Genomic DNA, 21,854 nt, shown 5'->3' with positions numbered 1-21,854 from the left:
ATGGAGTTTCAGATGAGCGTCAACGCCGCCTCCGCCGCGCCTTCCGCCGGCCGGATGAGCCGGGAGGAACGCAAAGTCCTCGCCGGAACGCTGGTTGGCACCACCATCGAGTGGTACGACTTCTTTATTTACGCCCAGGCCGCGGGTCTGGTGCTGGCAACGCTGTACTTCGGTCCCATCAATGACGGCCCGCTGGGCCAGGTGGTCTCCTTCGCCACCATCGGCATCAGCTTCCTGTTCCGTCCGCTGGGAGCCATTGTCGCAGGGCACCTGGGGGACCGGATCGGCCGGAAAAAGATGCTCGTGTTCACTTTGATCATGATGGGCGCCTCCACCGCCCTGATCGGGGTGGTGCCCACCTACGCGCAGATCGGTATCGCCGGCCCGATCCTGCTGATCCTGCTGCGCATCCTGCAGGGCTTCTCCGCCGGCGGGGAATGGGGCGGAGCTGCCCTGCTGTCCGTGGAGCACGCCCCGGTGGCCAAGCGCGGGCTCTTCGGTGCGTATCCGCAGATTGGCGTACCCATCGGCATGATCCTGGCAACCTTCGTGATGTACGTGCTGAGCACGAGCCTCACCGAGGACCAGTTCGAAAGCTGGGGCTGGCGTATTCCGTTCCTGCTTTCCGTGGTGCTGATTGCCGTGGGCTACGTCATCCGCCGTTCCGTGTCCGAAAGCCCAATCTTCAAGGAAATCCAGGAGCGGAAGAAGGAGTCCTCCGCCCCGCTGCGGCAGCTGTTCCGGCACAACAGCCGGGAAGTCATCCTCAGCGCCCTGATCTTCGTGGCGAACAACGCGGCCGGCTACCTGGTCATCGCGTTCTTCGCCTCCTATGCCAGCGGCAAGCCCAATCCCGACGGCGGCGGGCTTGGCATGGACCGCCCCTCGGTGCTGTTGGCCACCACCCTGGGCTCTTTCGGCTGGCTGATCTTCACCCTGTACGGAGGCATCCTCTCGGACCGGATTGGACGGATACGCACCTTCCAGCTTGGCTACGTCTGGGTGTTCCTGTGGTCGGTGCCGATGTTCCTGCTGATCGACACCACCAACATTGTCCTGTTTGCGGTCGCGATCTTTGTGCTGACCATCGGCCTGGGCCTGTCCTACGGGCCGCAGTCCGCCCTGTATGCGGAGATGTTCCCGGCCCGGGTGCGCTACTCGGGGGTGTCCATCGGATACGCCCTCGGCGCCATCCTGGGCGGTGCCTTCGCGCCCACCATTGCCCAGGCACTGCTGAACGGGACGGGCTGGTCCCCGGCCATCGGCCTCTACATCATGGTGCTGTGCGTCATTTCCTTCGCGGCAGTTTCGATGGTGAAGGAAACCCGGGGCACGGACCTGCATGTGGAGACCGCGGCCAAGCGGCGTCCGCGCTAGGACCCGGGCTTCGGGCGCTCCAGGACGCCTATTTCGGTGCCCGCCTGGTCATAAATCCGCAGGGTGTCGCCGTCCACGTCGGCGGCGGCACCGCCGGAAAGCCAGGTGTCGATGCCGTGGCAGAGCATCATGGTGGAGGCCATGTCCTGCATGGTGACCCGGTTGCCTTTGACGCTCCAGTGGCCCATCAGCCGGTTGCAGCCGTCGGTTCCGCTGACCCGCCCGTTGGGATCGAAGTCCAGCGACGGTGCTTCGGTGTTGGCCGTGTCGCCCCAGGCCCCGGTGACGTCGGCATCCGGGGTGGCACCGCCGTCGTCCGGGGAAGTACTGCCTGCGACGTCCCCGCACGCCGCGAGCGGCAGCAGCGCGGGCAGCAGCAGGACGGACAAGAGGGCCGGAACCGGCAGGCGGCGCGTCACAGCCACTTGTTCCGTTTGAAGGTCAGGTACAGGACGATGCCGGTGACCAGCATCCCCAGCAGTGCCAGCGGGTAGCCGAACTGCCAGGACAGCTCGGGCATGTTGTCGAAGTTCATCCCGTACACGGTGCCCACCAGGGTGGGAGCGAACAGGATGGCGGCCCAGGAGGAAATCCGCTTGACCTGTTCGTTCTGCTCAATGCTGGTTTCGGCCAGCCGGTTCGAGGCCAGCGTGGAGGACAGGGTCAGCGCGTTTTCCAGGATGGCGCGGTACGCGTTGGCCCGGTCGATCAGGCGCAGCACATGGTCCAGGACGTCGCCGAGGTTGTCCCGCAGTTCGGGCGGAACCCCGTACTGGTCTGCGGCATGCCGCAGTTCGCCCACCACGGTCTGCAGCGGGGAGATGGCGCGCTGGAACTGGATGACCTCACGGGACAGTTCGTAGATGCGGCGGGATACTTCGGCGTCGCCGCTGAACAGCTGGTCTTCGATCTCGTCAATGTCGTTTTCCAGCCCTGCAGCGACCGGCGCGTATTCGTCCACCACCTGGTCCAGCACTGCGTACAGCACGGCCTGCGGCCCCAGGGCCAGCAGATCCGGTTCCTGCTCCACCCGTTTGCGTACCCGGGCCAGGTCCGGGGACTCGGCGTGCCGCACGGTGACCACGAAGTTCGGGCCCACAAACAGGTGCAGCTCACCGAATTCCACCCGTTCGACGTCGTCCAGGTAGCGGGCGGGGCGCAGCACCACAAACAGCTGGTCGTTGTACTGCTCCAGCTTCGAACGCTGGTGTCCGGCGAGGGCGTCTTCGACAATGAGCAGGTTCAGGCCGAATTCCTCGGCGACGGCCAGCAGCTCCACCTCGTCCGGGCGGTACAGGCCGATCCAGGCCATGCCGTCGGAGGTTCGGGTCAGCTCGAAGGTCTCATCCAGGTTGTCCGGGTCGTGGACACGCTTGCCGTCCACGTACACCGCGTTGTCGATCAGCGTCATGGACATACCCCTAGCGTCGAATCCTTGATTACCGTCAGCGGAGCGGCACTGCCGGCCGGACCACTGACCATTATCCCCGTTCCCGGCTCCGCCGGGATCAGAACCGCCAGATGAGCGGCACATACAGCACCGCGGCGGCGAGGAAGACGAAGGAGAGCGGCAGCCCAAGGCGCCAGTAGTCGCCGAAACGGTAGCCGCCCGGCTGCATCACCATGAGGTTGGCAGGGGTTGCGATGGGAGTGAGGAAGGCTGCTGCCCCGACCACGCTGAGCCCCATCATGAACGGGAGCACGCTGACCTCGAGCGTTTGGGCGAAAGTCACTGCTACGGGTCCCATCACGAGCACGGTGGCCACGTTGGAGATGAACTGGCTGAGGATGAGCGCGAGAACGCAGATCACCAGGAGGGCGAGGTGCGGGGACATGCTGCCGGTCGAATTCAGCACCAGCGAAGCGATCGCATCTGCGGCCCCCGAGGACACAAACGCGGAGGACAGCGGGATGAGCGCCCCGATCAGGACCACCGTGTTCCACGAAATAGCCCGGAACCCCTGGGGTACGGTCACCACTCCAAGGAGCACCAGGGCGGCCGCGGCGAGGAGCCCCACGATCACCGGCGGGAGGAGCCCGGTGGCCAGCAGCGCGATCGTGGCGGCCAGCACCGCGAGGCAGCGGCGCCATCCGCGGCCCAGCGGCACTCCCCGCTGGAGGGTATGCGGAGGTTCGACGGCGATGACATCGGAGGACTGGACGTATCGGTTCAGGGCATCCCAGGGGCCGTGGACCAGCACCGAGTCTCCGGCCCGCAGCGTCAGCGTGCCGGGAGGCGCGGGGGCGTCGGGGCGCACCGCGGTGGTTCCGCCGCGGTGCAGGGCGACGATCACCAGGTCCTCGTCGCGCGTGGTCATGCCGGGACTGACGATGCGCCCGATCAGCGTTGAACGGGGCGCGATGAGAACCTCCACCACGCCCAGCCGTCCCGTGAACAGCCGCTCCGTGTCAAGGTCGGCTGTGTACATCTCCCGCCAGGACCGCACCCGCTCCCGCGGGTCGGAGCCCGCCTTTGCCAGCTGCTCGGGTGCACGCTTCGGCAGGAGCCTTCGCCCCAGCAGTACAACGAGGAGGGTCGTAACGGCGACGAGGGGAAGCCCCACCAGTGCGAACTCGAAGTACCCGAACTCGCGTCCTCCGGAGCTGGCGGAGAGCTCGGAGACGATGATGTTTACCGGCGTTCCCGTAAGGGTCAGCAGCGATCCCGCACTGGCAGCGAAGGCCAGCGGGATGAGCATGTGCGAGGGAATGACCCCGGCCCGCGCCGTTGCAACGACGACCACGGGCAGGAGCGCCGCGACGGCACCGTTAATGCTGATGACCGCGGAGAGGAGCGCGGCGGCAGCCATGATCGTGACGAGCAGGCCGGTGCGGCTCAGCGACGAGCGAAGTTCCAGCTGCTGCCCAACCCAGGCGGTGATCCCCGTGGCGTCCAGGGCCTCGCTGAGCACAAACAGCGAGGCGATGAACAGGGTGATCGGGTCGCTGAAACCCTGCAGGGATTCGTTGAGGGGAAGCACTCCGGTGGCCCACAGTGCCACCGGAACGAAGAGCGCGACGACCACGAGGGGCAGCCGGTTGGTCATGAAGCCCGCTACCGCCAGGGCCAGGACCACAAAGGTGGCGAGCATTGGCGGGATCATGCGGCCGGGCTTTCGGTTGTATCCACGTCTCACCCCTGTGTGTGGTCCCCGACGGTTCGTGCACGCGGTGTTCCCCCGCTTCAATAGCCTGCCCCCGGAACCTTTGCAATGCCATAGCGGCGCCTGCTGAGCCGGCTTAGGCGGATCAGCCGGCCCGGGGGACCGGCTTCGGCCGCGCTGCCGCGACGCTGTCCGCCGCGGAGGGCGTTTCGCGGGCGGTACCCGGAAGTTGCCGGCCGCCGTGCAGGGCGCGCAGGGCGTTGAGGATGGCGGCCAGGTCCACCAGCTCCTGGGTCAATGCCCCGGCTACCGCCGGGATGAACCCGAAGGCGGCGGTCAGCATCAGTGCCAGGCTGAGCGCGATCCCCAGCCAGATGCTGCCCAAAGCCACCCGCATGGTCCGGCGGCCAATCTGAACCGCGTCGGCCACCTTTGAAATGTCATCCGCCACCAGCACGACGTCGGCGGACTCGCTCGCGGCGGTGGATCCGCGCGCTCCCATGGCAATGCCGACGTCGGCCACCGCCAGTACCGGAGCGTCATTGACGCCGTCGCCCACCATGATCACCGGCCGCGGCGCGAGCGTCCGCACGGCGTCAACCTTGCCGGCGGGCAGCAGGCCCGCCCGCGCATCGGTTATGCCGAGCCCCGCGGCTACGGCCTCCGCGGTCGCCGCACTGTCACCGGTGAGCATGACCGTGCGGCCGATGCCCAGTTCCGCCAGCCGGTGCAGGGTCGCGGCGGCGTTGTCCCGCACGGCATCGCTCATGATCAGGGTGCCGGCAAAGTGTCCGTCCACGCCGATGTAAACCACCATCTGGCCCGGCTGCAGGTCTGCCGGCCGGGTATCCGGGGCGGTTTCGGCCACGAAACGTTCCTTGCCCACCCGGACAGAATGCCCGTCCAGCACGGCCTCCACACCGTTCGTGGCCGTTTCCCGCGCGTCCGCGGCGGAGTGTGGTTCCAGTCCGCGGGCGGCAGCGGCCTGCTGCACGGCGGCAGCCAGCACATGGGAGGAATACTGTTCGGCGGAAGCGGCCAGGCCCAGCACGTCCTCGGCGCTGAAGCCGGGCTGCGGGCGGACCTCCACCAGTTCGGGATGCCCGTGGGTGAGTGTTCCGGTCTTGTCGAACGCCGCGGTGCCGGCCTTGGCGAGCTGTTCCAGTACGGATCCGCCCTTGACGATGATCCCGGTGCGGGCCGAACGGCTCATACCGCCCAGGAACGCGACCGGGGCTGCAATCAGCAGCGGGCACGGGGTTGCCAGGACCAGCACTTCCGCGAAACGCACCGGATCCCCGCTCAGTGCCCAGGCCAGGGCGGCGATCAGCAGCGACACCACGGTGAAGGGCACCGCAAACCGGTCGGCCAGGCGGACCACCGGCGCCTTCGACTCGGCGGCCTCCGCCACCAGGGCCACGATGCGCTGGTACTGGCTGTCCGCCGTCGTCGCCGTGGCCTGCAGCAGCACGGCGCGGGCACCGTTGACGGAACCGCTCATCACCGGATCCCCGGCGTGCCTGCCCACGGGAAGGGATTCGCCGGTGAGTGAGGATTCGTCGAAGTCCGCTGCAGAAGAGACCAGAATGCCGTCCACGGGAACCACTTCGGCGGGCCGGATTAGCAGCAAGTCGCCCGGCCCCACGTCGGTGGCCGGGACATCCACGGCACCGCGCTGGGTGTTTCCGCCCGGAAACCGGTGCGCCTGTTGGGGTGCCCGGGTGAGCAGGGCGTCCAGCTCCCGGCGGGCCCGGCCAGCGGCGTAGTCCTCCAGCGCCTCACCGCCGGTGAGCATCAGCACGATGATCAGCGCGGCCAGGTACTCGCCGACGACGACGGTGCTCAGGATCGCGATTACGGCCAGGATGTCCAACCCGTAGCGTCCGGCGCGGATGTCCCGGATCATGCCCGCTCCGGTTTTTGCCGCTACTGCGCAGGCATAAACGCCGCCGGTCCAGTCCGCGGCGGTGCCCGCGCCGGCCGCCTGCAGTACGAGGAACGCCACCCCCACCAGCACGGTGGCGACCACCAGCGGATAACGCCGGATCAGGGTGCGGCTTCGGTTCATGCGAACAGTGACCATGCCTCTGTTGTAAGCCCGCCGGCACCGCGGTTTCCAGCAAGAGAAAGCTAACCTAACCTCCGCGGAGCGGCCGTTGTGTTCGTTGCGTCCGGAGCGGGCCGGGGCGGGCCGTTGCCGCGGAAGCGGGTGGGGCCGGGGCGGGCCGGGGCGTGCCGCCGGGGCTCCGGAGCGGGCCGGGGCGCTAGGCGCCGCGGCGCCGGCTGAGCAGCCCGGACATCAGCAGCAGCAGGCCGATTGCCAGCGGCCAGAGCAGGTACATGCTCAGCAGGGCGCCGAATGCGGCGATGACCAGGCAGGTGACCATGCTCGCGCAGACCAGGATCATGCCCAGCGTGATCCGGATCAGGCCGCGGTGCGGGGACGGAATGGGCGGAAGCCATGCGGGCCGCTCGTCAGTCCAGCTCATCCGGCAATTTTAGGACCGACGGAGTGCCGGCGCACCGGGTAGGCCGGCTTTTTCTGCTGTCGCACACGACCCCCGGCTCTTCCCGGCGGCGGGGTGGCGTGAAAGGATGGCCGCACCCTGCCGCCGACCTTCGGGAGCCTGCCACCATGGACCAAAGTGATCTGCTGATTGACGCCTTCGGCCGGCTGCCCGGCACCGTCCGGCGCACGGTGAAGGACCTGGACGCGAAGGCCCTGAACCACCGCCCCTACCCGGAGGGAAACTCCATTTCCTGGCTGATTTGGCATCTGGCCCGGGTGGAGGACGCCCAAGTGGCCGATGCCGCCGGGCAGGAACAGGCCTGGACGGCGGACGGCTGGGCGAAACGCGTGGGGCTGCCGTTATCGGTGGAAGACACCGGCTACGGACACACTTCCGAGCAGGTGGCACAGGTGCAGGTATCCTCGGCCGAGGTTTTGCTGGGCTACTACGACGACGTGCATTCCCGCACTGCCGCGTTTGTTTCCGGACTGTCCGCGGCGGACCTGGACCAGGTGGTGGACCGGGCCTGGGATCCGCCGGTCACCCTGGGCGTGCGGCTGGTGAGCATCCTGGCGGACTGCCTGGAGCATGCCGGCCAAGCCGCGTATCTGCGCGGCCTGGTGCTCGCGGAAGGTTCCTAGGGCCCTGTCGGAGGACCAACTCAGCCCATCGAGGTCAGCAGTTCCTCGCAGGCGTTGACGCAACGGCGGCATGCCTCCGCGCAGATCCGGCAGTGTTCATGCATGGACGCGTGCTGCATGCATTCCTCGCCGCAGGCCGCGCAGGCGGCCATGCAGGCGCGCAGCAGGGTTGCCGTTGCGGGGCCGGACGCTGCGGTACGGGACAGTACCGCCGAGGTAACCGCGCAGATCTCCGCGCAGTCCAGGTCAATGCGGATACACGCCACCAGGTCACCGAGCATGTCCTCGCCCAGACACGCGTCTGCGCAGGCGCTGCAGACCTGGGCGCACTCCGCGCAGGCCTGCAGACATTCGGCGAGTTTACGGGGGTCCGAAGTGCGGGGTCCGCCGGGATGGTTCTTGAGCATTTCGGTGATCAGGGCCATGGGATTCTCCTTCGTTCCGCAGTGCGTTGGCAGGTCCCGGCCGCCGGTGCGGATGGACCCATTGCCCCACGGTAACGACGCCGGCAGGACATCCCAAGGGTGCCGCTCGTTTGGCCGCTGCGCGACGGCGTGATTAGAATCGGTGTAGCCTAGCGGGGTCGGTTGATCGGCAGAGTTGATCAGGAAAAATGTTGGTCGTTCCGACGCCGTACGGTGCAGTTTGGGGCCTTAGCTCAGTTGGTAGAGCGTTTCGTTCGCAATGAAAAGGTCAGGGGTTCGATTCCCCTAGGCTCCACAGATTCGAAGGGGTCTGTTTCCCGGTTTACCGGGAAGCGGGCCCCTTTTCTGCGCCCCGGGGCCAGGGGTTGCGGGATCGGGATTACGGGTTCGGGGTGGGACGGAGGCAGTGGGGTCCGCCCCGGAAACGAAAAAGCACAATTTACCGATTCTGGGCCAAAAATCGGTAAATTTTGCCCTTTCGTTCGTATGCCAGCCCGCCCGCGAGCGGAACTTCCCACGCAGTGTTAACGGTGGGGCCGGTGTTTCCCCATAGGTCACAGCAGCCCCACTCGGTGGGATCCTCCGCGGGGGGCCTCCTGACACCGGTTGCCGTGGTCCTTATAGTCGTGAGCGGGAAAGTCGTGAGCGGGATGCACGCGGCAGGGGGGACGGGGATACCTCGTGCAGTGCCGGCGGCCCTGGCGGCCAGCGTTGGGCGGGCAACCGGGCAACCGGGCAACCGGGCAACCTGGTAATCCTGGCAACCTGGCAACCCCGGCAACCGGGCAATCCGGGCAACCCCGGCAACCTGGCAACCGGACAGCCCCAGCAGCAGCCGGTGGTCAGTGTTTGCCGAAAACGGTCAGTATTCGCGGAAGGTGCGTTCCATGAGGATCCTCGTAACCGGTTCAGCCGACGGTCTCGGGCGCGCTGCCGCCGATGCGCTGCTCTCCCAGGGGCACGACGTCGTAGTGCATGCACGCAACCGGGACCGTGCAGCCAGCCTGGCGCCCCTTGTCAGCCGCGGGGCGGAGATTGTGGTGGGAGATTTCGCCGACCGCGACGCCGTCCGGGAGGTTGCTGCTGAATTGAACAGCGGGGCGCCGCTGGACTCGGTGATCCATAACGCCGGAGTCTGGAGGGGCCCGGCCGTGCTGCCGGTGAACACGGTCGCGCCGTATCTCCTTACCGCGCTGCTGGAAGGCCCGCAGCGGCACGTGTACCTGAGCAGCGGTTCCCACTTCGCCGGACAGCCGTCCTTGGCCGGCGCGGACTGGTCCGGCGGCAGGCCCGGGTCCTACGCGGACAGCAAGCTGTTTGTGACCGCTTTCTCGGCTGCGCTCGCACGCCTGCGGCCGGAGGTGCTGAGCAACGCGGTGGACCCCGGCTGGGTGCCGACGCGGATGGGCGGCCCCGGTGCTCAGGATGATTTGGAGCTGGGCCATCAAACCCAGGAATGGCTGGCCGCCAGCGACCAACCTGAAGCCCTCACGAGTGGCGGCTACTGGTATCACCGGCAGCGGCAACAGCCCCACGCTGCAGTCCATGACGAAGCGTTCCAGGATGAGCTCCTGTCCGCCTTGGCTCGGGAAACCGGCACTTCGCTGCAGTCCTAGCCGGGTCAGTACAACTAGGCCTCTTCCAAAGCCTCTATGCAGGCACCCAGTGCCTGTGCCAGTGCCTTGGCCTGCCCATCGCTGAGCCCGGAGACGATCCGCCGGTCCACGGTATCCACCACTGCTTCGGCACGTGCCAAGAGATCCGTGCCTTCGGGGGTCAGTACAGCGGGCAGTGATCTGCCGGATTCCGGCCGTGCCGGCCGCTCGGTGCGCCTGTGATTCAGGAGCCCTTCGAGGGTCCCTCCGGCACCACCTTCACTTTCTGCGACCCGGAAGGCTATGCGATCACCGTGCACGACAAGGCTTAGGGCCGGGCGGAGCACGAGATCCTGGCCGCTGGCGACCCGCCGGGTGGTGGACACAACAGGGCAACCGGTTTTCGCTCCCGGTGTCCGGTGCCTAGGCTGGAACCATGAAGGTTACTGGCATCATGCGCCCCATCGAAACCCGGGAACTGGAAGCGGAGGGCGAGAATTTTCTTGACGCCCGGGAAGCCCTGCAAAAGCAGGTCCCGGAAGGCTGGCAATTGATTATGGTTACCACCCACCCGTAAAAGGTTATTAGGCAGTACCGGACGTCCCTAATACTATCTTTTGAGTGATACCCAAGGTTCTGCTAACCCCCGGAATCCGCGGATTTCCGGGGATTAGCCCGTGTTTGGTGAATAGTCAATAACTGACCTGGAAATCACCTCCCAAAACGTTCGTTTTATTCGGTGACACAGCCCCGCCGGCATGTCATGATTTGGCCATGCCGACCCGCGAAGAAATCGATGCAGCCCGTACGCCCTCCGGTGGTTTCACCAAGCAGCAGCTTGCCGAGTGGGGAATCTCCTGGCCTCCGCCGCGCGGTTGGCGCCGCAAGCTGGAGGAAGAGGTCGAGGCAGCGGCGGCAGCCGGGAACCAGGACCGCATCGGCGCGCTCTAGCCGTACGGAACCCCCCGGCTAGACTCGCGGTCATGACGTTCACCTTCCGCAGGATGACCGCCGGCGACGCCGATGTCCTTACCTCTTTCCTGACCTCCAACACGTTTCCTTTTCATGCGTCCCCCGCGCCCACCGCGGCGCAGGTGCGGGACCGGGTGCAGCAGGGGCACTTCTGGTCGACGGCGGCGCAGGGGTACTGGATCCAGGATGGCAATCAGGACCTCGGGCTGGTGGTCGTTGAGGATCCTGAGGATGAAAACCCGATGTTCGACCTCCGACTGGCTGAGGAACACCGCGGGCAGGGCCGGGGCGCGGGTATTTTGCGGGCGCTTTGTGGGCTCGTGTTTACCGGGCACGCCGGCAGTGTCCGGTTTGAAGGCCAGACGCGGGAAGACAACATTGCCATGCGTAAAACGTTCTTGCGCGCCGGGTTCGTCAAGGAGGCCCATTACCGTCAGGCATGGCCGACGGCGGACGGTTCCCGGGTGGCATCGGTTGCCTATGCGATACTTCGGTCGGATTGGGAAACCAACACAGTAACCGCGCTGGAATTCGACGATTTCCCCTTTTGTGATCCCCAGTAACCGAGGAAACCCTTTGGCAGCTACCACTCCCGCTATTTCTGTACGCGGATTAACGAAACGCTTCGGTAGCGTGGCCGCTGTCGATGATCTGTCCTTCGAAGTGGCCGCCGGAACCGTCTTTGCTTTCCTCGGGGCCAACGGCGCGGGGAAGTCCACCACCATCTCCTGCCTCACCACGGTCCTGCCGTTCGACTCCGGCACGGTGGAAGTGGCCGGAAATGATGTGCTGCGCAGCGGCACCGGAGTCCGTGAAACCATCGGGGTGGTGTTCCAGGACTCCATGCTGGACCCCATCCTGACCGGCCGCGAGAACCTGCAGACCAGGGCGCGCTTCTATTCCCCTGACAAGGCGGCCAACAATGCCCGCATCGAGGAGCTGAGCCGGATGGTCGGATTGGAGGACTTCCTTGACCGCCGCTACAGCACCTATTCGGGCGGGCAGCGCCGGCGGGTGGACATTGCCCGCGCCCTGCTGCACGCGCCGTCGATCATTTTCCTGGACGAACCCACCGCCGGCCTGGATCCGGCCAGCCGTGCTCTGGTCTGGTCCACCATCCACGACCTGCGGGAAAACCACGGCCTCACCGTTTTCCTCACCACGCACTACATGGAGGAAACCGAGGAAGCGGACCGGGTCTGCGTGATCGAGAAGGGCCGGATCATTGCGGACGGAACACCCACCGAGCTGCGGGCAAAGTACAGCCGCAGCATCCTCTCGATCAGTTCCGCCGACCCGGAGGCACTGCGGCTCCTCGCGCGCGGCGCCGGAGTCGACGTCGTGGGTGAGGAGTCGAACGTGCTCCGGCTGGCGGTGGACCGCTCCGACACTGCCCGGGAGCTGCTGGCCGGGCACGGCGAAAACGTACTGGACTTCGAGTTCCGCCACGGCACCATGGACGATGTGTTTCTGGCCCTGACCGGCCGTCGGGGGGAAGCGGAATGAACGTAGTTATGGACATCACCGGACGGAACTTGCGCCTGTACTTCCGGGACCGGCTGAACGTCTTCTTTTCCCTCCTCGGGGCGCTGGTCCTGTTCCTGCTGTACACCCTGTTCTTGGGCAACCAGCAGACTCAGGGGCTGGCCGAGAGCTTTCCGCAAGCCGCCGAAGAGGACATAAAGGGCTTCGTGGACGCCTGGATGTTCGCCGGGATTGTGGGCATCACCGCTATCACCACCGGACTTGCCGCCGTGAACGTGATTGTGGACGACACCGCCACCGGCCGCTTCCGCGACTTCCTGGTGTCGCCCATCAGCCGCGGCCAGCTGGTGCTGGGGTACCTGCTGTCCACGGTGGTGATAGCGCTGATCATGACCACGGTGGTGTTCGCCGTGAGCCTGGCCTACCTGGGCTTAGTGGACGGGGTGGTGCTCGCTGTGGGGCAGGTGGCCCGCTCCTACGGCTATCTGGTTCTCAGTTGTGTTGCGTTCGGGGCGTTGAGCTGCTTTGTGGTGACGTTCGTCCGCACGCCGGGGTCCTTCGCGGCTCTGTCCACGCTGGTGGGCACCATTCTCGGTTTCGCAGCCGGGTCCTACATTCCGGTGGGTGCCTTTCCCGAGGGTGTGCGGAACTTTGTCAGCGCGCTGCCGTTTATGCAGGCGTCCATGGTGGTGCGCCAGGAAATGACCGAAGGGCCCATGGGGGCGGTGACGGACAAGCCGGGGGCGGTCGCGGAGGTAGAGCGTCTCTTCGGCATCACCGCCTATGTGGGGGACTGGGCCGTGCCCACCGGATATGTGCTGTTTGTCCTGGCGGCGATGGTGGTGGTCTTTTCCGTCCTGGCCGCGCTTCGGATCCGGTCCCGCATTCGCTGAGCAGGGTCCGACGCCGGTACAGGTTCGAGGCGCGGCAGGCACGACGGCGCGGCAGGCACGACGACGGCCGCTGACGGATCCGTTCGGCGCTTCCGTCAGCGGGCTGCCTCGATCCGCAGGGCCAGATTTTCCAAGCCTGCACGGATCATTGAGCCATAGCCGTCGTTGCCCAGCACCTCTGCGGAGGCGAGTCCCAGAACAAGGTGGCGGCGTGCCGGTTCAGGCTCGCCGCGGCGGAGATAGCCATCCCCGAGGTTCAGATGCAGTGAGGGTGCAAACCCGCGGGCGGAGGGGATGCCGAGCGGCACCAGGTCCTCGTCCCTGACGCCTGCATGCTCGGCCAATGCGGCCTCGTCCCAGGCGATTTCCGCTGCCAGGTCAGTTTCCGTGTCCGCCAGATAGTGCGCCAGGACGCAGCGGTGGGCGTGCTCGCCCGGAACGGTACCCTCCCAGCACTCGAGGAGACGGCGTTTGCCCTCGGTCCGGTCCCCGCTCAGGGCTACCCCCACGGCGTCTGTGATTTCTGCCCACGATGTCATCCGGGAAGCCTAACCGACTCCAGTCAGAAACCCGCAGGCTCAGAACGGTGCAGGCTCCGCACTTGGATGGTCAGCGGTGGGGCGTTCGGTTTCCAGGAAAGGATCAGTGCGGTAGGTGCGTCCGGCCGGTGAGGTCCACTCGATCACGCCCGGCGTGGGCTGGCGGGCCTTCCAATAACCCAGGGTCTTGAACCGGTGATGCCGGCGGCACAGGTGTTCAAGGTTGCCGTGCTCGGTGGGACCGCCTGCCGCCCAGTCGATGGTGTGGTCGATTTCCGTGACGGCGGTGCTGACCCTGCAACCGGGGAATCGGCATGTCCCGTCCCGGGCGCGTAGCCAGCGGGCCAGTCCGGAGGGGACTTTCCGGCGCCTGCCCACGCCGAGGATTTCACCGGTCTTCGGATCCTGGGCCAGACCCGTCCACCCCACCGCGTTGCGGGCCAGTCGGCGGGCTTCTTCGGCGCTGATCGGACCGTAGCCGTGGAGCTCAGCCGGCTCCTCGTTGGCGCCGAAGAGGGTTTCAGCATTGATCAGGACCATGATTTCCGCCCGAGGAAGGACTGTTGAGGCGTCGGGATCGGCATCGGCAGGTCCACTGCCTGCTCCACTTCGTGCACCTGACGGGGCTGAGCCGAGGCCGCCCATCAGCAGCTGGACCAGGACATCGGCGCGCAGCTGGTCCGCAGTCCGGGAGTCACCGGCGGCCTGTTCACCGCGGGCAGCAGTGCTCAAGGCCGTGTAGATCTGCTGGGCTTCCGCGGCCCGCAAATGCGCCGACAGCCACGACATGCCGTCCTCGTCCCGGTCCAGGACGACGCGCCGTTTATCAAAGGCCGTCAAATGCCGTTCGGGAATGGTTTGGGGATATTTCCTCTCCCTTAGCCGCCTGGCCTTGGCACAGAACTGGCTCCTCGTTACGCCTTCTGCCTTGCCCAGCAGTTCGGACTCGAACCCGGGAAGCTCCGACGCCGGAATGTTCTCACACTGGTCCAGCACCACTTGAGCGTGCCCGTAGCTGAAGCGTCCTGCTTCCAGTCCGGCAAGGGTGGCGGTATGGGTGCTGCAGAGCCTGTCCGCTTCGAACATCATCCCCTGCGCGGTGGTCTGCGGAACGTTCAAAATAGCTGCACATTCAGAGGCTGCCAGGCTGAACGCCAGCCCGGCTTCTTCCCGGCCCAAATCCTTGCCGAGACCGGACCGGAAGAGTTCCTCCAGATGGTGGATCAAGCGGGCCTCCTGTGCCTGGGCCCACCGAACCAGATGGACCACGCGGGCCAAAACATCGCAGGTGGCCTGTTCGTCAAAGGATTCAAGGTTCTGCAGGGCCAGCACCCCGCTGAAGCCGTCCGGAAAGGCGGTGGCAGCATCCGCGCCTGCGGCAGAAGCGCCGGACCGGGAGCCGCCGTCGACGGTACCGGCACCCGCCTGGAACACAGCGAGCGTGCACCCCGCACCTGACGCATCCTTGGTACCAGCCTGGCCTTTAGCCGACTGGTGTTCAGACCCTGCTTCTTCGGTTATCCGTTCGGTGTTCCCGAGCTGATCCATGCCCCAAGGATTTCATCCGGCACTGACATTTCCGGCCCCAAAACAGGCGGAAAAGGGAGCATGCTCACACCAGAAATACCTGTCTTGAGGACCTGGCTACTTACCTTCCCCTGCCGCCGTCCTTGCGGCCGCTGCCGGCTCCTTTGCCTGATCCGGCAGCGCGAATATGCGGCCGGGGTTCCGACCCTAACCGGTTCCCCGCCAGACTTGAAGAAACCCGCGACGCCGCAGCGAAGGGACACCCCATGGCCACCGACTCCGTCCTCATCATCGGCTCCGGACCCGCCGGGTACACGGCCGGGATCTACGCGGCGAGGGCCGGGCTGAAGCCGCGCATCCTGGCCGGCTCGGTCACCGCTGGCGGGGCGCTGATGAATACTACCGAGGTGGAGAATTTTCCCGGCTTCACCGACGGCATCCAAGGCCCGGACCTGATGGAAAACCTGCGTCGGCAGGCGGAGAAGTTCGGTGCGGTGGTGGAGTACGACGACGTCGTCTCGGTCGAGCTGGCCGGCCACACCAAACGGGTGGCCACTGGAGGCGGGAAAACCTACAAGGCCCGCAGCGTCATCCTCGCCACCGGTTCCGTATACAAGGAGCTGGGACTGCCTGAGGAGAAACAGCTCAACGGGCGGGGCATTTCCTGGTGCGCCACATGTGACGGCTTCTTCTTCCGGAACCAGCCCATTGTGGTGGTGGGCGGCGGGGATTCGGCCATGGAGGAGGCACTGTTCCTGACCCGGTTCGGGGAGTCGGTGACCGTCGTCGTACGCCGCGATGCCCTGCGTGCCTCGCGGATCATGGCCCAGCGCGCCCGCGACCACGGCAAGATCCGCTTCGAGTTCAACAGCGAGGTCACCGCCATCCACGGCACGGACAAAGTCACCGGAGTGACGCTGACGGACACCGTCACGGGGAGCACGCGGGAGGTGCCGGCTACCGGGATCTTCGTGGCCATTGGCCACGCGCCGCGCACCGATCTGCTGGCCGGGCAGGTGGACCTGGACGAAAACGGCTACATCCGGGTGGCCGCCCCCACCACGCAGACCAACCTCGACGGCGTGTTCGCGTGCGGCGACGCGGTGGACCACCGGTACCGGCAGGCGATCACCGCGGCCGGCACCGGCTGCTCGGCGGCGCTCGACGCCGAGCGGTACCTGGCAGCAGTGGAAGATGCGGACAGCATTGCCACCGCGCTGGTGGAAGGCTCCCTGCAGGGCTAGGCATGCGGGCCGAGCCCTGTCCGGACGTACCGGGCCCCTCCTCAGCTCAGGCGCCGGTAAAGGTCAGCACCAGCAGCGTGATGTTCAGTGTGACCAGCAGCAGTGAGACCAGCACGCCCAGTGCCGTGGTCCACCAGTGGTTGCGGTGCACACCCATCACCGCCTGCTGCGCGGTCAGCCAGACCAGCGGTATCAGGGCAAACGGGATGCCGAAGGAGAGGATGACCTGGCTGAGGATCAGGGCCCAGGTGGGATCGATGCCGACGGCGAGTATCGCCAGGGCCGGAATCAGCGTGATCAGGCGGCGCAAGAGCATCGGGATGCGGATTTTCAGCAGCCCCTGCATGATCTCCGCTCCCGCGTAGGCACCCACCGACGTCGACGCCAGCCCGGACGCGAGCAGCCCCACGGCGAACAGTGTGGCCACCACTCCGCCCAGGGACCCGGCAATGGCGGCATGCGCGCCCTGCAGTGTGTCGGTCCCGTCCACTCCCTGCAGGGCACTGGCGGCCAGCAGCAGGATGGCCAGGTTCACTGACCCTGCCACCGCCAGGGCAATGGTGACGTCCACCTTGGTGGCCTTGATCAGCCGCGGGGTGGTCAGCGTGTCGGTGCGTCCGGGGAACCGGTCGCGGGTCAGGGCCGAGTGTGCGTAGATGGCGTGCGGCATTACGGTGGCGCCCAGGATGGAAGCTGCCAGCAGCACCGATTCGCTGCCTTCAAAACGCGGGACCAGGCCTTCGGCCACCCCGCCAGCGTCCGGCGGGCTGACGAACACCCCTACCGTGAACCCCACCACGATCACCGCCATCAGGGTGACAATGACGTATTCGAAGCCGCGCTGGCGGCCGCTGTTCTGCAGCTGCAGCACCACAATCGAAATGATGCCGGTAATCAGTCCGCCCAGGAACAACGGCAAGTCAAAGAGCAGCCAGAGGGCGACGGCGCCGCCGATTACCTCCGCCACGTCGGTTGCCATGGCCACCAGCTCGGCCTGCAGCCAGTACAGCCGGCGGGCGGGCTTCCGGCCGATCCGCTCACCAAGCAGTTCCGGCAGGCTGCGGCCCGTGACCAGGCCCAGCTTGGCTGAAAGGTACTGGATGAGCCAGGCCATGATGTTGCCGACTACCACCACCCAGACCAACAGGTAGCCGAACCGGGCCCCAGCGGTCATGTTGCTGGCAACATTGCCCGGGTCCAGATAGGCCACACCGGCTACGAGCGCGGGCCCGAGCAGCCACAGGATATTGCGCGGCCGTCCTGCCGAGCGGGTGCCGGGGTCCGGCACAACGGTCTCTGGGGAAGGGACTGTACGAGCCATGACAGCAACCTAACACTCAAAGTTCGGTGCGCCTAACAATTTTTCCAGGTCTGCCTTGGCACCGGGTGGATTGGTGTTCCGGACGCTGACTAACCAAGTGGCCTTGGATCGGTTCAGGAGTGCTTTGGCGCACCGGATGCCCGGGGCGCTTAGGGCTGGGGTGCGTAGGCCTGCTGACCGGGCTGGTTGGCGAGACCGAAGGGGCCCTTGCTGGCCTGCGGACTGAAAGGACGGAACTGTTTCGGTGGACTATTCGCTGACATTTGATAATTCGCCGGGCGGGCGCTTCCACGGCAGATATCCCGTGACCTCCAGCTGCAGCGAATAACTCAGAAAGGTCCGGATCAGCACAATGACCGCCAGCACTCCCAGTGATTCAAACGTGGGGGTCACGGCTACGGTGCGGATGATGTCCGCAGCGACGAGGAGTTCCAGTCCCAGCAGGATGCTGCGGCCCAGCCGCTGCCGGTAATCCGCGTAGACCCGGGGCTTCCTTTGAGCCAAGGCGACGACGGCGGCAACGCTTGCGGCAATGGCTCCCAGCACTATGGCGGCAACCCCGGCCAGGTCCACCAGCTCCCCGACCGTCTCGATAAAGTGCTTGAAATCCATTCCAACTATCAGCTCCTCCCGGTGCGCCTGCGTCAAGGGTCAGGCGGCTGCGGGGGAGGGGCTGTAGTAAAAACGGAAATCGTCGTACGGATCCCGCCAGGCGGAGTCGTCGCGGGGAATGCGCTGCACCGCCGGTGCCGGTACCCAGCGGTTGTGGGCCACGCCGTCGTCGTCAATCCAGTGCAGGAGCACCTGGGTGCGGGTCCAGGCCACGGCCTTGCCGTCCACGGTTCCGCCGCCGCGGGTGGTGCACCGAACGTACGGTTCCCGGCGGTAATGGGCGTGGGTGACAGGTGTGGTGGGAACAGCGGAGAGGGCGGAGGTGCCGGCGGAGGAGCTCATGGATAAACCATGGCAAGTGGCACTGACATTTCTGCCGGTGCGGAGGAGGGGCGGCTAGGAAGCCAGGTCCCGCCATTTCGCAGCAGCACGGCCGGTGAGCTCCGCGCCGCGTTCAGCAGCTCGGCGGGGCATCATGCGGATCACGGGTGCTAGGCCTGCAGCGGGTGCGGTGCCCTCGTGCCGCTCGGCGGCGTTCGCCGGCTTCCCGGGGGCCTTCATGGCAGACCGGTTCAGCACCAGGTAGGCAACGCAAATCGGTAGGAAAAGCAGCGAAATCAGGGTGAGGGCACCGAGCGCGAAGACAGCCAGGGCGGCATGCACGGGGGAACCGAACAGGGCGCCGACCAGGTCAGCGGCCCCGAACAGCATCCACAGCCAGAAGACGCCGATCAGTACAAGACCGCTGCGCGCCCGGCGGTAGAGCATGGCCGACCGCTTCCGGGTGGAAGGCATGGCCTGAGACTGACTGCCCATTTCGGTTTTCTCCCCAACTAAAGGTCCCTATCTGGACCTATGCAGATAATAGCCGTTTTTGGCCGAATTGGGAGATGGGCTTTTACCGCCGAGGCCACAAGGGCGCTTCCCGCCGGCTCAGCTTCCTGGCTGGGGATCTGCGCGCAGCTGGGAATGCCGCGGACTGTTGGGGTTCAGCAGGGAGTGGCGGTAGCCGTAGAACCCGTACACGGCCATGCCGATCACCAACCAGATGGCGAACCGCAGCCAGGTTTCCCAGTGCAGCTGCAGCATCAGGAAGCCGGAGGACAAGACCCCGAATGCCGGGATCCACGGCATCAGCGGCAGCCGGAATTCCCGCGGGGCTTCCGGCTGGCGGTAGCGGAGCACAATCACGGCAACACTTACCACCACAAAGGCGGCCAGGATGCCGATGTTCGTCAGGTCGGCCACGGCGCGGATGGGGAAGAACCCGGCGAGCAGGGCCGAGGCCCCGCCGGCAATCCAGGTAACCCGCTGCGGAGTGCCGCGCCGGTCGGTGCCGGCGAACCAGCCCGGCAGCAGCCCGTCCCGGCTCATGGAGAACCACACCCGGGTGACGCCCAGCAGGAACGTGAGCATCACGGTCAGGATGGAGAGCACCGCGAAAGCCGAGATGACGGTGGCAATGACCGGCAGCCCCACGGACTGGAAGGCCGACGCGAACCCGGCCGTTGGGCTGATGTCCCCGTAATTCTGCATCCCGGTGAGCACCAGGGTGGCCAGGATGTACAGGACCATGGCCACGCCCAGGGACAGCAGGATGGCCTTGGGCATGTGTTTTTTGCCGTCCTTGGCTTCCTCTGCTGCAGTGCTCATGGCGTCGTAGCCGAAAACGGCGAAGAACACAGTGGCGGCACCGGTGAACACGGCGCCGAATCCGCTGGGCAGGAAGGGCGTGTAGTTGTCCGTGTTGATGAAGAAGAAACCAAGACCGACGATGAACAGGATCAGCAGCACCTTCAATCCCACGGCCACCAGCTCGAACCTGCCGAAGGTCTTGGTGCCGCGGCTCAGGATGAAGGTGATGAACAAGCAGACGACGGCGGCGGGCAGGTTGATCAGCCCGCCCTCCACGGTGTCACCGGTCCCCTGCATCCACACCGGCATGTCGATACCGAAGCCCGCCAGGAACTCGGTGAAGTACCCGGAAATACCAATGGCGACCACCGCCACGATGGCCGTGTACTCCAGGAGCAAATCCCAGCCGATGAACCAGCCGATCAACTCTCCCAAAGCCACGTACCCGTAGGTGTAAGCAGACCCGGCCCGCGGCACCATGCCGGCGAACTCAGCGTAGGAAAGCGCGGCAGCCGCACTGGCCAGACCGGCGACGAGGAAGGAAATCAGCACGGCCGGACCCACCGGGGCAGCGTCCGGTCCACCGTTGGCCACCAGGCCGGCGAGGGTGAAAATGCCGATGCCGATAATTCCGCCCACCCCGATGGCGGTCAGCTGCCACAGGCCCAGGCTTTTGAACAGCTTGTTGCCGGTCTTCTCGTCGTCGATCTCTTCGATGGGCTTGCGGCGGAGGACGGAACCTCCGCGGCCCGCAACTGTGGACATATCTGCTCCGTTCCGTACGCGGCAGTGCCTGGACCGGGTGCCGGGCACCCGCTAGGGCAGAAGTATGGACCCCTGCACTGCTATCCGGGTACCCCTGCGCCGCTATCTGTTCACCCCGGCCCCGGCGCCGCCGGGAAACGGGCAGGCAGCAGGGCCCGCAGGCGTTGCGGGCCCGGGAGCCGGAAGACCGGATCGGACGGGCCGCCTAGCGCTGGCCGCGCAGGGCCGCGGCGGCGTCGCTGGCAGTGGTCCGGATCCGGTAGAGGCTCGACGTCGCGGTCATGTACAGCGTGCGGCCGTCGGCACCGCCGAAGCAGACGTTGCTGACCGTTTCCGGCACCGGAATGTGCAGGAGCACTTCCCCTGCGGGGGAGAAGACCCGCACCCCGTCGCCGCCGGAAGACCAGATATTGCCGTCGGTATCCACCCGGAAACCATCCGGCACGCCCGGGGCCACCCGCACGAAGACGCGGCCGTTTTTCGCCTGCCGCCCGTCGACGACGTCGTAGGCGCGGATGGGGTTTCCCGCAGGCTGCGCCGGCCCGGCGGGGGAGACGGTTTCCTCGGCGGTATCCGAAACGTACAGGACGGACTCATCCGGCGAGAACGCCAGGCCGTTGGGCGCCATGATGTCCGTGATGACGGCGGTCAGTTCCCCGCTGGCCGGATCGAAGCGGAACACGTACCGGTCCCCGTATTCCAGCTCTCCGCCGTGGCCTTCCGCCGGATTGTCGATGCCGTAGGAGGGATCCGAGAACCAGACGGTACCGTCGGACTTGACCACGACGTCGTTGGGGGAGTTGAAGCGCACCTCGCCGAAGCGGTCCACCAGGGTCTGAACGGTGCCGTTGGTATCGCGCTCAATGGCCCGGCGTCCGTGCGAGCACTGGACCACGGAGCCGTCGGCGTCGAGTGCGCGGCCGTTGGTGAATTCCACATCCCGGCCGTACACGCTGAGCTCGCCCGTGGTTTCGCTGTATTCCAGGATCCGGTTGGACCGCACGTCGCTGTACCGGACAGCATTGCGCTGCGGAACCCAGGTTGGTCCTTCGGCCCAGACCGCCCCGGTGCCCACCTGCTCCAGCTCGGCTCCGTCTTCCAGCAGTGCGTCCATGCGTTGTCTCCTTTTCGCAGCCCCTGCGGGCCCAAGCGTGTGCGGTCTGCGTCCTTTTATACGCGAGGCGGCCGCCGGTCCCAAGCCGGGCAGCA

General features: G+C 66.3%; 24 protein-coding genes and 1 tRNA gene. 10 read left to right on the top strand and 15 right to left on the bottom strand.

Translation table 11 applies throughout. The features are described from left to right. The first annotated feature begins 12 nt into the window (after positions 1-12). The gene (locus tag LJ754_RS04240; protein ID WP_227925631.1) at positions 13-1,377 is read left to right on the top strand and encodes an MFS transporter; all 1,365 of its coding nucleotides are present in this window, start codon (positions 13-15) and stop codon (positions 1,375-1,377) included. Here LJ754_RS04240 and LJ754_RS04235 read toward each other — a convergent pair. From LJ754_RS04235 to LJ754_RS04215, 5 genes are all read right to left on the bottom strand, one after another. Next, positions 1,374-1,802: an META domain-containing protein gene (locus LJ754_RS04235; protein ID WP_227911898.1), complete on the bottom strand. Its 429-nt coding sequence runs from the start codon at positions 1,800-1,802 to the stop codon at positions 1,374-1,376. The two genes, LJ754_RS04240 and LJ754_RS04235, sit on opposite strands and share 4 nt — an antisense overlap. Further along, on the bottom strand, positions 1,793-2,788 hold the full coding sequence (gene corA / locus LJ754_RS04230; RefSeq protein ID WP_227912407.1) for a magnesium/cobalt transporter CorA: 996 nt from the start codon (positions 2,786-2,788) through the stop codon (positions 1,793-1,795). Before corA ends, LJ754_RS04235 begins: the two co-directional genes overlap by 10 nt. A gap of 97 nt (positions 2,789-2,885) precedes the next feature. Further along, the gene (locus LJ754_RS04225) at positions 2,886-4,469 is read right to left on the bottom strand and encodes an SLC13 family permease (protein ID WP_227925629.1); all 1,584 of its coding nucleotides are present in this window, start codon (positions 4,467-4,469) and stop codon (positions 2,886-2,888) included. Positions 4,470-4,626: 157 nt separating this feature from the next. Then, on the bottom strand, positions 4,627-6,564 hold the full coding sequence (locus LJ754_RS04220; protein WP_227925627.1) for a heavy metal translocating P-type ATPase: 1,938 nt from the start codon (positions 6,562-6,564) through the stop codon (positions 4,627-4,629). Between the two features lie 181 nt (positions 6,565-6,745). After that, entirely contained in the window at positions 6,746-6,970 is a 225-nt protein-coding gene (locus LJ754_RS04215; RefSeq protein WP_227925625.1) for a hypothetical protein, read from the bottom strand. 146 nt (positions 6,971-7,116) lie between these two features. Between LJ754_RS04215 and LJ754_RS04210 the strand changes: the two genes are divergently transcribed. Further along, a complete protein-coding gene (locus LJ754_RS04210) occupies positions 7,117-7,632 on the top strand; it encodes a mycothiol transferase (RefSeq protein ID WP_227911894.1) in 516 nt (171 codons plus the stop codon). Positions 7,633-7,652: 20 nt separating this feature from the next. Here LJ754_RS04210 and LJ754_RS04205 read toward each other — a convergent pair whose 3' ends face one another. Then, entirely contained in the window at positions 7,653-8,057 is a 405-nt protein-coding gene (locus tag LJ754_RS04205) for a four-helix bundle copper-binding protein (protein ID WP_227925622.1), read from the bottom strand. Between the two features lie 222 nt (positions 8,058-8,279). Between LJ754_RS04205 and LJ754_RS04200 the strand changes: the two genes are divergently transcribed. Together LJ754_RS04200 and LJ754_RS04195 are read left to right on the top strand one after the other, a co-directional pair. Continuing rightward, positions 8,280-8,352, top strand: a tRNA-Ala gene (locus tag LJ754_RS04200). A 592-nt stretch (positions 8,353-8,944) separates the two neighbouring features. Beyond that, entirely contained in the window at positions 8,945-9,673 is a 729-nt protein-coding gene (locus LJ754_RS04195) for an SDR family NAD(P)-dependent oxidoreductase (RefSeq protein WP_227925620.1), read from the top strand. A gap of 14 nt (positions 9,674-9,687) precedes the next feature. On the opposite strand, the gene LJ754_RS16830 is transcribed toward LJ754_RS04195, so the two are convergent. After that, entirely contained in the window at positions 9,688-9,813 is a 126-nt protein-coding gene (locus LJ754_RS16830; RefSeq protein ID WP_269439682.1) for a hypothetical protein, read from the bottom strand. 275 nt (positions 9,814-10,088) lie between these two features. On the opposite strand from LJ754_RS16830, the gene LJ754_RS04190 reads away from it, so the two are divergent. The 5 genes from LJ754_RS04190 to LJ754_RS04170 all read left to right on the top strand — a co-directional run bounded on the left by LJ754_RS04190 (position 10,089) and on the right by LJ754_RS04170 (position 13,002). Next, complete coding sequence (locus tag LJ754_RS04190; protein WP_227911891.1) at positions 10,089-10,229, top strand: hypothetical protein; 141 nt, start codon at positions 10,089-10,091, stop codon at positions 10,227-10,229. Positions 10,230-10,426: 197 nt separating this feature from the next. Further along, entirely contained in the window at positions 10,427-10,603 is a 177-nt protein-coding gene (locus LJ754_RS04185; RefSeq protein ID WP_227911890.1) for a hypothetical protein, read from the top strand. Between the two features lie 32 nt (positions 10,604-10,635). After that, a complete protein-coding gene (locus LJ754_RS04180; RefSeq protein WP_227925618.1) occupies positions 10,636-11,187 on the top strand; it encodes a GNAT family N-acetyltransferase in 552 nt (183 codons plus the stop codon). Between the two features lie 70 nt (positions 11,188-11,257). Next, complete coding sequence (locus tag LJ754_RS04175) at positions 11,258-12,130, top strand: ABC transporter ATP-binding protein (RefSeq protein ID WP_227911888.1); 873 nt, start codon at positions 11,258-11,260, stop codon at positions 12,128-12,130. Next, on the top strand, positions 12,127-13,002 hold the full coding sequence (locus LJ754_RS04170; protein ID WP_227925617.1) for an ABC transporter permease: 876 nt from the start codon (positions 12,127-12,129) through the stop codon (positions 13,000-13,002). The genes LJ754_RS04175 and LJ754_RS04170 overlap by 4 nt, the downstream gene beginning before the upstream one ends. Positions 13,003-13,097: 95 nt before the next feature. Here LJ754_RS04170 and LJ754_RS04165 read toward each other — a convergent pair whose 3' ends face one another. Together LJ754_RS04165 and LJ754_RS04160 are read right to left on the bottom strand one after the other, a co-directional pair. Further along, positions 13,098-13,541 (bottom strand): hypothetical protein, encoded by a 444-nt coding sequence (locus tag LJ754_RS04165; RefSeq protein ID WP_227925615.1) that lies wholly within the window; start codon positions 13,539-13,541, stop codon positions 13,098-13,100. 39 nt (positions 13,542-13,580) lie between these two features. Continuing rightward, the gene (locus tag LJ754_RS04160; RefSeq protein WP_227925614.1) at positions 13,581-15,089 is read right to left on the bottom strand and encodes an HNH endonuclease signature motif containing protein; all 1,509 of its coding nucleotides are present in this window, start codon (positions 15,087-15,089) and stop codon (positions 13,581-13,583) included. A 245-nt stretch (positions 15,090-15,334) separates the two neighbouring features. Here LJ754_RS04160 and trxB point away from each other — a divergent pair, with 245 nt between their 5' ends. Next, complete coding sequence (gene trxB / locus LJ754_RS04155; RefSeq protein ID WP_227925612.1) at positions 15,335-16,312, top strand: thioredoxin-disulfide reductase; 978 nt, start codon at positions 15,335-15,337, stop codon at positions 16,310-16,312. A gap of 46 nt (positions 16,313-16,358) precedes the next feature. Here trxB and LJ754_RS04150 read toward each other — a convergent pair whose 3' ends face one another. From LJ754_RS04150 to LJ754_RS04125, 6 genes are all read right to left on the bottom strand, one after another. After that, a complete protein-coding gene (locus tag LJ754_RS04150; RefSeq protein ID WP_227925611.1) occupies positions 16,359-17,633 on the bottom strand; it encodes an Nramp family divalent metal transporter in 1,275 nt (424 codons plus the stop codon). Between the two features lie 249 nt (positions 17,634-17,882). After that, entirely contained in the window at positions 17,883-18,245 is a 363-nt protein-coding gene (locus tag LJ754_RS04145) for a DUF1622 domain-containing protein (RefSeq protein ID WP_227911882.1), read from the bottom strand. A 39-nt stretch (positions 18,246-18,284) separates the two neighbouring features. Further along, positions 18,285-18,587, bottom strand: coding sequence for a hypothetical protein (locus LJ754_RS04140; RefSeq protein ID WP_227911881.1), 303 nt, complete (start codon positions 18,585-18,587; stop codon positions 18,285-18,287). A gap of 54 nt (positions 18,588-18,641) precedes the next feature. Beyond that, positions 18,642-19,040 carry a hypothetical protein gene (locus LJ754_RS04135; protein ID WP_227911880.1) on the bottom strand — a complete coding sequence of 133 codons (399 nt, stop codon included), beginning with the start codon at positions 19,038-19,040 and terminating at the stop codon, positions 18,642-18,644. 138 nt (positions 19,041-19,178) lie between these two features. Continuing rightward, on the bottom strand, positions 19,179-20,645 hold the full coding sequence (locus LJ754_RS04130) for an amino acid permease (protein WP_227911879.1): 1,467 nt from the start codon (positions 20,643-20,645) through the stop codon (positions 19,179-19,181). A 205-nt stretch (positions 20,646-20,850) separates the two neighbouring features. Beyond that, positions 20,851-21,759: an SMP-30/gluconolactonase/LRE family protein gene (locus LJ754_RS04125; RefSeq protein ID WP_227911878.1), complete on the bottom strand. Its 909-nt coding sequence runs from the start codon at positions 21,757-21,759 to the stop codon at positions 20,851-20,853. Positions 21,760-21,854 lie beyond the last annotated feature (95 nt).

This window comes from Arthrobacter sp. zg-Y40, from assembly GCF_020731535.1.
Lineage (GTDB): Bacteria > Actinomycetota > Actinomycetes > Actinomycetales > Micrococcaceae > Arthrobacter_B.
Note: the sequence above shows the minus strand (reverse complement) of the source record. Positions and strands in the feature narration are given on the sequence as shown.

What these genes read in the sequence shown, in the direction of transcription:
- LJ754_RS04240 (WP_227925631.1), top strand. Translation starts at nt 13, where the DNA reads ATGAGCGTCAACGCCGCCTCCGCCGCGCCTTCCGCCGGCCGGATGAGC.
- corA (WP_227912407.1), bottom strand. Translation starts at nt 2,788, where the DNA reads ATGACGCTGATCGACAACGCGGTGTACGTGGACGGCAAGCGTGTCCAC.
- LJ754_RS04225 (WP_227925629.1), bottom strand. Translation starts at nt 4,469, where the DNA reads ATGCTCGCCACCTTTGTGGTCCTGGCCCTGGCGGTAGCGGGCTTCATG.
- LJ754_RS04220 (WP_227925627.1), bottom strand. Translation starts at nt 6,564, where the DNA reads ATGGTCACTGTTCGCATGAACCGAAGCCGCACCCTGATCCGGCGTTAT.
- LJ754_RS04215 (WP_227925625.1), bottom strand. Translation starts at nt 6,970, where the DNA reads ATGAGCTGGACTGACGAGCGGCCCGCATGGCTTCCGCCCATTCCGTCC.
- LJ754_RS04210 (WP_227911894.1), top strand. Translation starts at nt 7,117, where the DNA reads ATGGACCAAAGTGATCTGCTGATTGACGCCTTCGGCCGGCTGCCCGGC.
- LJ754_RS04205 (WP_227925622.1), bottom strand. Translation starts at nt 8,057, where the DNA reads ATGGCCCTGATCACCGAAATGCTCAAGAACCATCCCGGCGGACCCCGC.
- LJ754_RS04195 (WP_227925620.1), top strand. Translation starts at nt 8,945, where the DNA reads ATGAGGATCCTCGTAACCGGTTCAGCCGACGGTCTCGGGCGCGCTGCC.
- LJ754_RS04190 (WP_227911891.1), top strand. Translation starts at nt 10,089, where the DNA reads ATGAAGGTTACTGGCATCATGCGCCCCATCGAAACCCGGGAACTGGAA.
- LJ754_RS04185 (WP_227911890.1), top strand. Translation starts at nt 10,427, where the DNA reads ATGCCGACCCGCGAAGAAATCGATGCAGCCCGTACGCCCTCCGGTGGT.
- LJ754_RS04180 (WP_227925618.1), top strand. Translation starts at nt 10,636, where the DNA reads ATGACGTTCACCTTCCGCAGGATGACCGCCGGCGACGCCGATGTCCTT.
- LJ754_RS04170 (WP_227925617.1), top strand. Translation starts at nt 12,127, where the DNA reads ATGAACGTAGTTATGGACATCACCGGACGGAACTTGCGCCTGTACTTC.
- LJ754_RS04165 (WP_227925615.1), bottom strand. Translation starts at nt 13,541, where the DNA reads ATGACATCGTGGGCAGAAATCACAGACGCCGTGGGGGTAGCCCTGAGC.
- LJ754_RS04160 (WP_227925614.1), bottom strand. Translation starts at nt 15,089, where the DNA reads ATGGATCAGCTCGGGAACACCGAACGGATAACCGAAGAAGCAGGGTCT.
- trxB (WP_227925612.1), top strand. Translation starts at nt 15,335, where the DNA reads ATGGCCACCGACTCCGTCCTCATCATCGGCTCCGGACCCGCCGGGTAC.
- LJ754_RS04150 (WP_227925611.1), bottom strand. Translation starts at nt 17,633, where the DNA reads ATGGCTCGTACAGTCCCTTCCCCAGAGACCGTTGTGCCGGACCCCGGC.
- LJ754_RS04145 (WP_227911882.1), bottom strand. Translation starts at nt 18,245, where the DNA reads ATGGATTTCAAGCACTTTATCGAGACGGTCGGGGAGCTGGTGGACCTG.
- LJ754_RS04140 (WP_227911881.1), bottom strand. Translation starts at nt 18,587, where the DNA reads ATGAGCTCCTCCGCCGGCACCTCCGCCCTCTCCGCTGTTCCCACCACA.
- LJ754_RS04135 (WP_227911880.1), bottom strand. Translation starts at nt 19,040, where the DNA reads ATGCCTTCCACCCGGAAGCGGTCGGCCATGCTCTACCGCCGGGCGCGC.
- LJ754_RS04130 (WP_227911879.1), bottom strand. Translation starts at nt 20,645, where the DNA reads ATGTCCACAGTTGCGGGCCGCGGAGGTTCCGTCCTCCGCCGCAAGCCC.
- LJ754_RS04125 (WP_227911878.1), bottom strand. Translation starts at nt 21,759, where the DNA reads ATGGACGCACTGCTGGAAGACGGAGCCGAGCTGGAGCAGGTGGGCACC.